At 75.4% G+C, this 12119-nt stretch carries 8 protein-coding genes; 2 read left to right on the forward strand and 6 right to left on the reverse strand.

Going from position 1 to position 12119, the window contains the following annotated elements; translation table 11 throughout:
- Positions 1–25: 25 nt before the first annotated feature.
- The 3 genes from ACQFYA_RS04620 to ACQFYA_RS04630 all read right to left on the reverse strand — a co-directional run bounded on the left by ACQFYA_RS04620 (position 26) and on the right by ACQFYA_RS04630 (position 4521).
- The gene (locus tag ACQFYA_RS04620; RefSeq protein WP_499121869.1) at positions 26–847 is read right to left on the reverse strand and encodes an alpha/beta fold hydrolase; all 822 of its coding nucleotides are present in this window, start codon (positions 845–847) and stop codon (positions 26–28) included.
- Positions 847–1674, reverse strand: coding sequence for an alpha/beta hydrolase (locus ACQFYA_RS04625; protein WP_499121870.1), 828 nt, complete (start codon positions 1672–1674; stop codon positions 847–849). The genes ACQFYA_RS04620 and ACQFYA_RS04625 overlap by 1 nt, the downstream gene beginning before the upstream one ends.
- Before the next feature lie 63 nt (positions 1675–1737).
- Positions 1738–4521, reverse strand: coding sequence for a helix-turn-helix transcriptional regulator (locus tag ACQFYA_RS04630; protein ID WP_499121872.1), 2784 nt, complete (start codon positions 4519–4521; stop codon positions 1738–1740).
- Between the two features lie 305 nt (positions 4522–4826).
- On the opposite strand from ACQFYA_RS04630, the gene trpS reads away from it, so the two are divergent.
- Positions 4827–5957: a tryptophan--tRNA ligase gene (gene trpS / locus ACQFYA_RS04635; RefSeq protein WP_499121874.1), complete on the forward strand. Its 1131-nt coding sequence runs from the start codon at positions 4827–4829 to the stop codon at positions 5955–5957.
- A gap of 203 nt (positions 5958–6160) precedes the next feature.
- Here trpS and ACQFYA_RS04640 read toward each other — a convergent pair whose 3' ends face one another.
- Positions 6161–8089: a phosphoenolpyruvate carboxykinase (GTP) gene (locus tag ACQFYA_RS04640; RefSeq protein WP_499121876.1), complete on the reverse strand. Its 1929-nt coding sequence runs from the start codon at positions 8087–8089 to the stop codon at positions 6161–6163.
- Between the two features lie 187 nt (positions 8090–8276).
- Here ACQFYA_RS04640 and ACQFYA_RS04645 point away from each other — a divergent pair, with 187 nt between their 5' ends.
- A complete protein-coding gene (locus ACQFYA_RS04645) occupies positions 8277–9806 on the forward strand; it encodes a helix-turn-helix domain-containing protein (RefSeq protein ID WP_499121878.1) in 1530 nt (509 codons plus the stop codon).
- Here the strand turns inward: ACQFYA_RS04645 and ACQFYA_RS04650 are convergent.
- Complete coding sequence (locus ACQFYA_RS04650; protein ID WP_499121879.1) at positions 9803–11116, reverse strand: hemolysin family protein; 1314 nt, start codon at positions 11114–11116, stop codon at positions 9803–9805. The genes ACQFYA_RS04645 and ACQFYA_RS04650 overlap by 4 nt on opposite strands.
- 112 nt (positions 11117–11228) lie before the next feature.
- Positions 11229–12020: an ABC transporter ATP-binding protein gene (locus ACQFYA_RS04655; protein ID WP_499121881.1), complete on the reverse strand. Its 792-nt coding sequence runs from the start codon at positions 12018–12020 to the stop codon at positions 11229–11231.
- Positions 12021–12119 lie beyond the last annotated feature (99 nt).

Here is a 12119-nt window from a genome sequence, read left to right on the forward strand (position 1 = left end):
CGACCGGGGGGACCGCCCTGCGGCGTCATGCCTGGACGAACGCCACCAGGTCCTTCGTGAACTCGTCCTCGTACGCCCCCACGATCCCGTGCGACGCGCCGGGGTAGACCTTGAGCGTCGCGTCGCTCAGGATCTCCGCCGAGCGCAGGCCCGCGGCCTTGATCGGCACGATCTGGTCGTCGTCGCCGTGCGCCACGAAGACCGGGACGTCGATCTTCTCCAGGTCGGCGGTGTAGTCGACCTCGGAGAACTGCGCGATGCAGTCGTAGGCCGGCTTGAGCCCGGCCTGCATCGACAGGCGCCAGAACTGGTCGAGCGCCCCCTGCGAGACCGTCGACCCCTCGCGGTTCGCGCCGAAGAACGGCACCGCGAGCTCGTGGTAGTACTGCGCGCGGTCCTTGAGCACGCCCTCGCGGATGCCGTCGAAGACCTCGATCGGTGTGCCGTCCGGGTTCTCCGGGGTCTGCACCATCAGCGGCGGCACGGCGCCGACCAGCACGGCCTTGCGCACCCGCGCCGAGCCGTGCCGCGCCAGGTAGTGCGCCACCTCGCCCCCGCCGGTCGAGTGCCCGACGAGCACGACGTCCGTGAGGTCGAGCTGCTCCAGCAGGGCCGCGAGGTCGTCGGCGTAGTGGTCCATGTCGTTGCCCGTGGAGGTCTGGGTGGACCGGCCGTGGCCGCGGCGGTCGTGCGCGACGGCGCGGAAGCCGGCGTCGACGACCTCCGTCATCTGCCGGTCCCAGGCGTCGGCGTTGAGCGGCCAGCCGTGGGAGAACACGACGGGCGTGCCGCTGCCCCAGTCCTTGTAGAAGATCTCGAGACCGTCGGTGGTGGTGATGAAAGGCATCACAGCCCCTTTTCCTTGAGCCACGCGAGCGCGGCGTCCGCGACCTCGGTCCAGCCGTGGTCGATGGTGAGCGAGTGTCCCCGGTCGGGGAACTCGACGAGGTCGGTGACGGCGTCGGAGTGCTTGCGGTAGATCTTCGCGGACGTCCGCGTCAGCGACGCGGGTGCCGTGTGGTCCATGCCGCCACCGATGAACAGGAGCGGGCCGCGGTCCGCGTTGTGGGTGTCGACCCGGGCGGGAGAGCCGGGCAGCAGGTTCGCCGTCGCGTCCTCGAACAGCGGGCGGCCCGGCGAGGGGATCGTCCACTGGTCGTAGAGGGCGGCCGCCTCCTCGTCGGACAGCTCGTTCGCGAAGCCGTAGCGGAACTCCTCCGGCGTCAGCGACACCGCGCCCTGGTAGTGGGCGGGGTTCTTCAGGGCGACCGACGCGACCTTGAGCGAGCTGGGCGGCAGCAGGATGTTGCCGCGCATGGGCGCCGGGTCGATGGCGATGCCGGCGGCGGCGTGGCCCTCGGTGAGCAGCCGCTGGGTGATGAGCCCGCCGAACGAGTGCCCGACGACGACCGGGCGCGGGTCCAGGCCCTCGACGTGCAGGCCGTCGATGACGTCGACGTAGTGCGCGACGATCTCGTCGATGCCGTGGCCGCCGGCCCGGTCCGGGTCCTGCCTGGCCTCCGCGACGGTGGCCGAGTCGCCCGGCCAGCCGGGGTTGTACGGCGCGTAGCCGGCCTCGGCGAAGCGGTCCATCCACGGCGTCCAGGAATCGGCGTGGAGCCACAGGCCGTGGACGAAGACCACGGCCCTGCGGGGCGTGCTGAACTCGGTCATGATGCCTCCCGTGCGGGGATCGGAGGCACCACGATCACCCGGCGGGGGCGGCGCGCGCTTCTGTCAGATGACTGGTCCTGGTTCGGCCGGGCCGGCGTCGACCAGGTCGCGCAGCTGTGCCCGCGACGTCACGCCCAGCACGGGGAACACCCGGTAGAGATGGAAGCCGACGGTGCGCGGCGACAGGAAGAGGCGCTCCGCGATCTCGCGGTTGGTGCGGCCCTGCGCGGCGAGCCGCACGATGCGGCGCTGCTGCGGCGTGAGCTGCGCGAGGGTGTCGGGGGTGCGCTCCGGCACGGGGACGCCGGCGGCCCGCAGCTCCGCCGTCGCCCGGTCGGCGAAGGGCACGGCGCCGATCCGCAGGAACGTCTCGCGCGCCGCGCTCAGCTCCGTGCGGGCCGCGCTCACCTGCTGCAGGCGGCGCAGCCGCTCCCCGAGGTCGAGCCGGACGAGCGCCCGCTCGAACGGCCAGGTGGCGGCCGCCGGGTCGGCCAGCGCGGCGCGGTAGGCGGGCTCCGCGTCCTCCGGCGCGGCGAGGAGGGCGCGGGCGTGGTGCAGCAGCGCGACCACGCGGGGGCCGGGCGACGTCCCGACGTGCGCCGTCGTCGCCTCGACGACCCGCCGGGCGCCGTCGAGGAGCTCCGGCCGCTCGCCCCGCGCCGCCGCGGAGGCGAGCAGCACGAGCGAGTGCACGGAGGCGTGCCGGTGCACGGGGCGGCCCGTGGCGTCGAACGTCCGGCGCAGCACGCCGTAGGCACCCTCCGGGTCGCCCGCGGCGAGCGCGGCCAGCCCGAGCGCCTGCCGGGCGCGCACCCCGACCGCGCGGGTCGTCTCCGGGTCGACCGCGGCGAGGGCCTCGTGGGCGAGGCCGCGCGCCTCCTCCACGCGCCCGCGGGAGGCGGCCAGCATCGCCGACGTGGCGGTGGCGGCCGCCCGCACGACCGGCATCCCCGTCGCGTCGGCGATCCGCGCCGCGTCCTCGGCATGGGCCTGCGCGTCGTCCCACCGCCCGAGCTCCTGCAGGGCCGCCGCGACCGTGCTCGAGACCAGCGCGTTCGTGCCCGCCGTCGGGCCGTGGGCGAACAGGTCGAGCAGCTCGCCGAGCAGCCGCGCGGCCAGCGCGGTCTCGTCGAGCACCCAGGCGGCGCCGCCGAGCACGTTGAGCTCGCTGATGCCGAGGTCCGCGTGCGCGCGGACCGCGGCGTCGAGCGTGGCGCGCGAGGTGGGGGCGAAGGGCTGGGCCGTGCCGCGCACCCAGGCGGTGACGGGCTCGTCGTCGGGCGGGCGCAGGGCCCCCAGCGCGCGGACGACGTCGTCGATCAGGCCGTCGTCGCCGGAGTTGTAGGCGGCGACGGCGGCGGGGGCCAGGGCGGAGAGGGCCAGCTCGGGGTCCTCGCCGGCGCCGCGCCGCGCGACGGACGTGAGCCGCTCGACGGCCTCGCGGTGCCGCGGGGTCGAGGCGACCGCCCAGCCGGCGTAGAGGTCGGCCTCGAGGCGGGTGAGGTCGTCCTCGGCGGCCGCCCGGGCGAGGCCCGCGAGCCGCTCCACCCAGGCCGTGCGCCCCGTGTACATCGCCGCGGGCGCGGCGAGGAGGAACCGGCGCGCCGCCGCGGCGGGCTCGGGGGAGAGGTCGGCGGCCCGCTCCAGGGCACGGGCGCTGGCGGCCCAGCCGCCCCGCTCCCGTGCCCGGTCGGCCGTGTCCTCGAGCTGGCGCGCGACCTCGTCGTCGGGGCCGACGGCGGCGGCCGCGCGGTGCCAGGCCTGCCGGTCGGGGTCCTCGACGACCTCGGCGAGGGCCAGGTGCGCGCCCCGGCGCTCGGCGAGCGGCGCCGCCTGGTAGACGGCGGCCCGCGCGAGCGGGTGCCGGAAGCGGAACCGCGAGCCGTCCAGGTGCACCAGGCCGGCCCGCTCCGCGGGCGCCCACGCGTCGAGCGCGTCGCCGGGGTCGTCGTGGCCGTCGGCGGCGAGCACCGGGCCGAGGTCGTCGCCGTCGGCCGCGGCCGCGAGCAGGAGCAGCCGACGGGTGGGGCCCGGCAGCGCGGGGAGCCGGGCGGCGAACGCCTGCTCGACCCGCTCGCTCACCGGCCACGGGCCCGCCGCCGCGGCGGCGCGTGCCGGGACGGAGCCGCCCGAGCGGGACAGCTCCACGAGCGCCAGCGGGTTGCCGTCGGCCAGCTCCAGCACGTCGCGACGGATCGCCGCCGGCGGCGGCTCGGGCTGCCGGTCGAGCAGGCGGGCGGCCGCCTGGTCGTCGAGCCCCGACAGCACGATCGCGGGCAGCGGGTCGGGAGGCCCGGGGGGACGGGTCGCGACGAGCAGGGCCGTCCCCGCCGACGCGTCGGTCAGGCGGCGCGCGCAGAAGAGCAGCACGTCGCGGGACGCCTCGTCCGCCCAGTGCAGGTCGTCGACGATCGCGAGGGTGCCGCCGTCGTCGGTCGCGGCGTCCGGGCCGGGCGCCTCGCACAGCAGCGTGAGCGCGCCCGCGGCCAGGTGCAGCCGGTCGGGGATCGCCGAGTCCTCGCGCAGCCCGAGCGCGGCCCCGAGGGCGCGCGCCTGCGGCGCCGGCAGGCTGCCGACGTGGTCGAGGCGGGGCAGCAGCAGCTGGTGCAGCGCGGCGAACGCGAGGTCACGCTCGCCCCGCGCGCCGCGGGCGACCAGGACGCGGCGGCCGGACCCGCGCGCGTGGCCGGCGGCGTGGTCGAGCAGCATGGTCTTGCCGAGGCCCGGCTCGCCGACGACGAGGAGCGCCCCGCCGGAGCCCGGCGTGGCCAGCGCCTCCACGCGGGCGAGCTCGGCGTCGCGGCCGAGGATTGCCTCGGGGGCGGCGTCGGGACGAGGTGCGTGCACGAGAGCATCTGATCACGGACTCCCGCGCGACGGCGGCGCAGCCTCTGGGCCGTCAGGCGTCGTCTCGGTCGTGGTGGCGAGCATCTGCCTGCCCCGCTCACCGTCGTCGGGAGCGGACCCGCGGCGGACGCGGGCGTACCCGGGCGTACCCTTGGCCGCATGACGACGCGCGCGTGCTGGTGGTGGCTGCCTCCGCAGCCCTGACCCGACGCGCCCACGTCCCCGTCCCGAGCTGCCCGTCGCAGCCGGGACGTCTTCGTGTCCGGACCGGACCGACGGGCGGCGACCCGCAGAGGAGCCGACCCATGACCGTCCTGACCACACCCGTCCCCGTCGCCGAGCCGGCGACCTCGTCCGCACCGACGGCCACGGCGAGCGCCGCCGTCGCGCAGGCCCGCTCGGCCGAGATCGAGGCCGAGATCGCCCGCGACCCGGGCCGGTTCCGCGTCCTCACCGGCGACCGTCCGACGGGCGCCCTGCACCTCGGCCACCTGCTGGCCACGCTCGACAACCGCGTGCGCCTGCAGGGCGCCGGCGTCGAGGTCGTCCTCGTCGTCGCCGACTACCAGGTCATCACCGACCGGGACGACGCGGGCGACCTGCCCGCCGTCGTGCGCGAGGTGGTGCTCGACTACCTCGCCGCGGGCATCGACCCCGCACGCAGCACCGTCTTCACGCACTCGGCCGTGCCCGCCCTGAACCAGCTGCTGCTGCCGTTCCTGTCGCTGGTGAGCGTGGCCGAGCTGGAGCGCAACCCCACCGTGAAGGCGGAGGCGGCCGACGCCGAGCGGCGCCAGGGGCGCGGCATGTCGGGCCTGCTGTTCACCTACCCGGTGCACCAGGCGGCGGACATCCTGTTCTGTCACGGCAACCTCGTGCCCGTGGGGCTGGACCAGCTGCCGCACCTGGAGACCACCCGGACGGTCGCGCGGCGGTTCAACCAGCGCTACGCGTCCGCGCGCCCGTACTTCCCCGAGCCGGAGGCGCTGCTCACGCCGTCCCTCACGGTGCTGGGCGACGACGGCGCCAAGATGAGCAAGTCGCGCGGCAACGCGCTGGAGCTGCGGGCGTCCGAGGACGAGACCGTGCGGTACTTCCGCCGTGCCCGCACCGACTCCGAGCGGCACATCGCCTACGAGCCCGAGCGGCGCCCCGAGGTCGCCAACCTGCTGCGGATCGGCGCGCACTTCGCGGGCACGACGCCGGACGGGATGGCGGCGTCGGTCGGCGACGCCGGTGCCGGCCGGCTGAAGGCGGTCGTGACGGAGGCCGTCGTGGAGGGCCTGCGGCCGCTGCGCGAGCGGCGGCGCGCGCTCGCGGCCGACGGGCCCGCCGTCGTGCGCGACGTCCTGGCGCGGGGCAACGCCCGCGCGAACGCCGTCGCCGACCGCACGCTCGCCGACGTCCGCGACCTCATGGGCACGGTGTACGCCTGACGGGCCGAGGGGCGCCGCTCGCCGAGGTAGTTCCAGCTGTGCCGAGGTAGTTCGAACCCCCGCGAGGTAGTGGTCTGGACCACTATCTCGCGGGGATCTGAACTACCTCGCGGGGAATCGAACTACCTCGCGGAGCGGGAGGTTCGGGCCCGCCGGTGCCTCGCCGGCGGGCCCGAGTCTGTGGGGTCCCGGTGGGCCGGGCGTCAGGCCTCCGCGCCGAGCCGCTCGCGCAGCAGGGAGAGCTGCGCCCTGAGCTGCGTGGGCACGCGGTCGCCGAAGGAGTCGAAGAACTCCCCGGTGAGGGCGGTCTCGGCCAACCAGGGCGCGGCCGGGACGTCGAAGAGGGCCGCGAGGTCGTCGTCGGACAGGTCCAGGCCGTCGGTGCGCAGCGCGCCCGGGGCGGGCAGCAGCCCGACGGGGGAGTGCACCGCGCCGGCGTCCGTGCGCAGGCCGCGCGACCGGTCGAGCTGGGTGACGATCCACTCGACGACGCGCGAGTTCTCGCCGAACCCGGGCCACAGGAAGCTGCCGTCCTCGCCCTTGCGGAACCAGTTCACCTGGAACACCTTGGGCCGCTTGTCGGCGTCGAGCGACTTGCCCACGCGCAGCCAGTGCGCCCAGTGGTCGGCCATGTTGTAGCCGCAGAACGGCATCATCGCGAACGGGTCGCGACGCAGCTCGCCGACGGTGCCCTCGGCTGCCGCCGTCCGCTCGGAGCTGATCGTGGCGCCCATGAAGACGCCGTGGTCCCAGCTGGTCGCCTGCGCGACGAGCGGCACGTTCGTCGCGCGACGGCCGCCGAAGATCACCGCGTCCACCGGCACGCCCGCCGGGTCCTCCCACGAGTCCGCGATGGACGGGCACTGGGCCGCGGCCACGGTGAACCGGGAGTTCGGGTGGGCGGCCGGGGTGTCGGAGGCGGGCGTCCAGTCGTTCCCCTGCCAGTCGACCAGGTGCGCGGGCGGCTCCGGGGTGAGCCCCTCCCACCACACGTCGCCGTCGTCGGTCAGGGCCACGTTCGTGAAGATCACGTCGTGAGAGAGCGTGTCGATCGCCGTCGGGTTGGTCTCCACGCCGGTGCCGGGCGCGACGCCGAAGAAGCCGGCCTCGGGGTTGATGGCGCGCAGGCGGCCGTCCGGGCCGGGGCGCATCCACACGATGTCGTCGCCGATGGTCTCGACCGTCCAGCCCGGGATGGTCGGGCGCAGCATCGCGAGGTTCGTCTTGCCGCACGCGCTGGGGAACGCCGCGGCCAGGTGGTACTGGCGCTGCTCCGGGGACGTCACGCGGATCAGCAGCATGTGCTCGGCGAGCCAGCCCTCGTCGCGCGCCATCGCCGACGCGATGCGCAGCGCGAAGCACTTCTTGCCCAGCAGCGCGTTGCCGCCGTAGCCGGAGCCGTACGACCAGATCTCCCGGGTCTCGGGGTAGTGGACGATGTACTTGGTGTCGTTGCAGGGCCACGGCACGTCCTGCTCGCCGTCGGCCAGCGGGGCGCCCACCGAGTGCACGGCCGGCACCCACTGCTGCCCATCGTCGATCAGGTCCATGACCTGCGGCGACACGCGCGTCATGACGTGCATCGACACGACGACGTAGGGCGAGTCGGTGACCTCGATGCCGACCTGGGAGATGGGGCCGCCGACGGGGCCCATCGAGAACGGCACCACGTACATCGTGCGGCCGCGCATGGAGCCGGCGAAGACGTCGGTCAGCTCGGCCCGCATCTCGGCGGGGGCGCGCCAGTTGTTCGTGGGGCCGGCGTCCTCCTCGCGCTCCGAGCAGATGAACGTGCGCGACTCGACGCGCGCGACGTCGGAGGGGTGCGAGCGGGCGAGGTAGGAGCCCGGGCGCCGAGTCTCGTCGAGCTTCGTCAGCGTGCCGGCCTCGACCATCTGGTCCAGCAGGCGCTGCTTCTCCGCGGCCGAGCCGTCGCACCACACGATCTCGTCGGGCTGCGTCAGCTCGGCGATCCGGCGCACCCAGGCGCGCGCGTCCCGCGGTGCGGTCGGGGCGGCCGGCGTCGTGGCGCCCCACGTCGCGGTGCCTGCCTGCTCGACGAGGGACAGCGTGTCGGGCGCGAGCTCGGCGATCGCGAGTCGCGTGCGGCGCGGGTTCGCGGTGAAGGTCATCGGGTGCTCCGTCCGTCGGCATGGCCCCCGACCTGCTCGGCCGGGTGGGCTGTCTCCAGACTCTCGCGTCACCGGGGCGTCTTTCGGGCAGTTCACCCGTGAAGATTCGCCGATCTTCACGTAGCGTGAAGCCATGCCCGGAACCGGCCGACCTTCCAGCACGCGATCTCCCGCGGCAACCGACCCGATGGCGCGAGAGATCGCGTCCTCGAAGGCGAGCGGCGCCCCGGGCGCGACGGGCAAGCCCGAGGCGGAGGCGGCGGACCTCATCACGCTCGGGCGGCGCATCCGCCACGCGCGGACGTCGCGCGGCCTCACGCTCGACGCGCTGGGGGAGCGGGTGGGTTCCGCGCCGAGCCTGCTGTCGCTGATCGAGAACGGCCGGCGCGAGCCGCGCCTCTCGCTGCTGCGGTCGATCGCCGACGCCCTCGGCGTGGCCGTGCCCGACCTGCTCGCCGACGAGCCGCCGTCGCGCCGCGCCGAGCTGGAGATCTCCCTCGAGCGCGCCCAGCGCGGGCCGCTGTTCGGCGCGCTCGGGCTGCCGTCCGTCCGGCCGAGCCAGAAGCTGCCGATGCCGGTGCTGGAGCAGCTCGTGGGCCTGCACACCGAGCTGTCGCGCCGCGAGGAGGAGGCCATCGCCACCCCCGAGGAGGCACGCCGTGCGAACACCGAGCTGCGCCACGAACGCCAGGAGAAGGACAACTACTTCCCCGAGATCGAGGCCGTCGCCGAGGACCTGACCCGGCGCGCCGGGTACGCGGGGGCCGGCGCGCTGACCCACCGCACCGTCGCGCGGATGGCCGAGCAGCTGGGCCTGACCATCCTGCACGTGGACGACCTGCCCCGGTCCGCGCGGTCCGTGACCGACCTGAAGAACGGCCGCATCTACCTGCCCCCGGCGTCGATCCCGGGCGGCCACGGGCTGCGCTCGCTCGCGCTGCAGGCGATCGCGCACCGGGTGCTGGGCCACGAGCGGCCCCGCAGCTACGCGGAGTTCCTGCGCCAGCGCGTGGAGATCACGTACCTCGCGGCGTGCTGCCTGATCCCGCAGGCCGTGGCCGTCGAGTTCCTGCAGCAGCGCAAGCGCGAGAAGGACCTCGCCGTCGAGGACTTCCGCGACGCGTTCGGGGTCACGCACGAGGCCGCGGCCATGCGCCTGACCAACCTCGCCACCGTGCACCTCGGCATCCCTCTGCACTTCCTGCGCGTGGGTGACGACGGCGCCCTGTTCCGCGGCTACGCCAACGACGGCCTGCCGCTGCCGCGGGACGTCACGGGCGCGATCGAGGGGCAGCTCGTGTGCCGCTGGTGGGCCGGCCGGGAGGCGTTCACGCGGCGGGACCGCGCCACCGAGTCCTACCAGTACACCGACACCCCGGCGGGCACGTTCTGGGACTCCGTGCAGACGGGGACCGGCGCGGACGGCCGGCAGTTCTCCATCACCGTGGGCGTGCCGTACGCGCACGCCAAGTGGTTCCGCGGCCGCGACACCCGCGTGCGGCGCAGCTCCACCTGCCCCGACCCCGCCTGCTGCCAGCGCCCGCCGGCCGACCTGGCCGAGCGGTGGGACGGGGTCGCCTGGCCCAGCGCCCGCATGCACCAGCAGGTGCTCGCCGCCCTGCCGCGCGGCGCGTTCCCCGGCGTCGACGACACGGACGTGTTCGCGTTCCTGCAGCGGCACGCGCCCGACGCGGACGCCTCCTCGCCGGACTCCTAGTCGGCGGGCCCGTCGGCGGACGTCGTCGGTGGGCCCGGCGTGCGTCCCTGGTCGAGGCGCACCTCGCGGATGCGGCGGTCCTCGACCGCCACGACGAGCAGGACGTGGCCGTCGTCCAGCTCGACGACGTCGCCCTCCTCGGCCAGCCGCCCGAGCCGCGCCAGCACGTAGCCGGCCACGGTCTCGTACGGCCCGTCGGGCAGCTCGACGCCGGAGAGCCGGGCGAAGTCCTCGATCGTGAGGCCCGCGTCGTACGTGCCCGCGACGTGCACCGCGGCGAGCGGGTCGTGCTCGTCGCGGATGTCGCCCACGAGCTCCTCGACGAGGTCCTCCAGCGTGACGATCCCGTCGGTGCCGCCGTACTCGTCGACGACCAGCGCGAGATGGGTCCGCGTGCGCTGCATCTCCGCGAGCGTGGGCAGCAGGCGCCCGGTGCCGGGCAGGTCCAGCACCGGCCGCACGACGTCGCGCACGGTCCGCCGGGGATCGCCGTCCCGCGCGCCGCGGCCGAGGTCGCGCACGTGCACGAAGCCGAGGACGTCGTCGACGTCCTCGCCCGTCACCGGGTATCGCGAGTACGGCAGGTCGCGCGTCAGCCGCTCCGCCTCGGAGAGCGTGAGGGCTGCCCGCAGGAACACGACGTCGCCCCGGGGGCGCATCACCTCGCCGAGGTTCCGCTCGGACGCGGCGAACACGTCCGAGAGGATGCGGCGCTCGTCCTCGTGCAGGCCCGGGTGGTCGGCGACGAGGTCGCGCAGCTCCTGCTCGGTGATCTCCTCGGACCGCACGGTCGGGTCGCCGCCGAGGAGCCGGACGATCGCGTCCGTCGAACGGGACAGCAGCCAGATGACGGGCCGCATGAGCGTCGCGAAGCGGTCCAGCGGCGGGCCCACGACGAGCGCGACCTGCGCCGTCCGCTGCAGCGCGATCCGTTTGGGCACCAGCTCGCCGAGCACCAGCGACAGGTAGGCGATGACGAGGGTGAGGCCGACGAGCGCGACGGTCGCGGACATCCCCGCCGGCAGGCCCGCGGCCTCGAGCGCCGGGGCGAGGTCGGGCGCCAGGGTGGACGCGCCGTACGCGGCGGAGAAGAACCCCGCCACGGTGACGCCGATCTGCACGGCGGCCAGGAACCGGTTCGGGTCGCGGGCGATCCCGGCGACCCGGCGGCCGCGCGGGCCGCTCCGCTCCATCTGGTCGATCTGCGTGCCGCGCAGCGAGACCAGGGCGAACTCCGTCCCGGCGAACACGCCGCCCAGGAGCACGAAGAGCAGCACGAGGGCGATGTTCCACCAGGTGTCCGCGTCCACCGGCGTCCTCTCGGTCGGTCGTCGGCCCGAGGCGCCGACGCTCGCCGCCCCCGGGTGTCGTCTTGGTGCTCAACGGCGGGTCGCCGCCGAGGGTTCCGCGTCGCCGCGAGGCTCAGCGGAAGCGCTGCACGGCCAGGGGAGCGGCCTCCGCGAGCCCCCGTACGGCCGGGTGCGCGTCGTCGTCCCCGCCGGCGGCGAGCACGTCGCCCAGCGGGCCGGACGCGACGAACGTGCCGTCGGCGAGCACGTGCACCGTGGGGCACAGCCGCCCGACGAGCTCGACGTCGTGCGAGACCAGCAGCACGGCCGTGCCCTCCGCGCGGGTGGCGTCGGTGAGGCGGCGCACGATCTCGCCGCGCATGGCCGGGTCGGTGGCGGTGAGCGGCTCGTCGAGCAGCAGCGCCTCGGGGCGCGTCGCGAGGGCGAGCGCCAGGGCGAGGCGCTGCTTCTCCCCGCCCGAGAGGGAATGGACGGTCCGCTTGGCGAAGTGCGGCTCGAGGGCGACGTCGTCGAGCAGGTCCGTCACGGTGCGGCCACTGGCGCGGCCGGCCCTGCGCGCGTCGGTCAGCGCGCCCGACACGGCACGGTCGACGGTCCAGCGCGGGTCGACGTCGAGCCCGTTCTGCGCGACCGTGCGCACCGCGGCCCGGAACCGCTTCTTGTCGCGACGTCCCAGCTTCGCGACGGTGCGGCCCTCGTACGTGACGTGGCCCTCGCGGATCCGGATCTGCCCCAGCAGCGCCTGGACCAGCGTCGACTTGCCTGCGCCCGACTCCCCGACCACGCCCACCGGCTCCGCGCCGGGCAGCAGCTCGAGGTCCACGCCCTCCAGGATCGCGGGGCCGCCGTAGCCGACCACCAGGTCGCTCGCGCGCAGGATCGGGGCGGGGGAGGTCGCGCTCATGCGGGTGTCACCTTCGTGTGTGCGTGCGCCGGACGACAGGCCGACGGGTAGACCGACGAACGACGGTACCGCGCGGTTCCCGCGGCGCCCGCACGGGCC

The organism is Promicromonospora sp. Marseille-Q5078 (assembly GCF_050315395.1).
GTDB lineage: Bacteria > Actinomycetota > Actinomycetes > Actinomycetales > Cellulomonadaceae > Isoptericola.

What these genes read in the sequence shown, in the direction of transcription:
- ACQFYA_RS04620 (WP_499121869.1), bottom strand. Translation starts at nt 847, where the DNA reads ATGCCTTTCATCACCACCACCGACGGTCTCGAGATCTTCTACAAGGAC.
- ACQFYA_RS04645 (WP_499121878.1), top strand. Translation starts at nt 8,277, where the DNA reads ATGGCGCGAGAGATCGCGTCCTCGAAGGCGAGCGGCGCCCCGGGCGCG.
- ACQFYA_RS04655 (WP_499121881.1), bottom strand. Translation starts at nt 12,020, where the DNA reads ATGAGCGCGACCTCCCCCGCCCCGATCCTGCGCGCGAGCGACCTGGTG.
- ACQFYA_RS04640 (WP_499121876.1), bottom strand. Translation starts at nt 8,089, where the DNA reads ATGACCTTCACCGCGAACCCGCGCCGCACGCGACTCGCGATCGCCGAG.
- ACQFYA_RS04625 (WP_499121870.1), bottom strand. Translation starts at nt 1,674, where the DNA reads ATGACCGAGTTCAGCACGCCCCGCAGGGCCGTGGTCTTCGTCCACGGC.
- trpS (WP_499121874.1), top strand. Translation starts at nt 4,827, where the DNA reads ATGACCGTCCTGACCACACCCGTCCCCGTCGCCGAGCCGGCGACCTCG.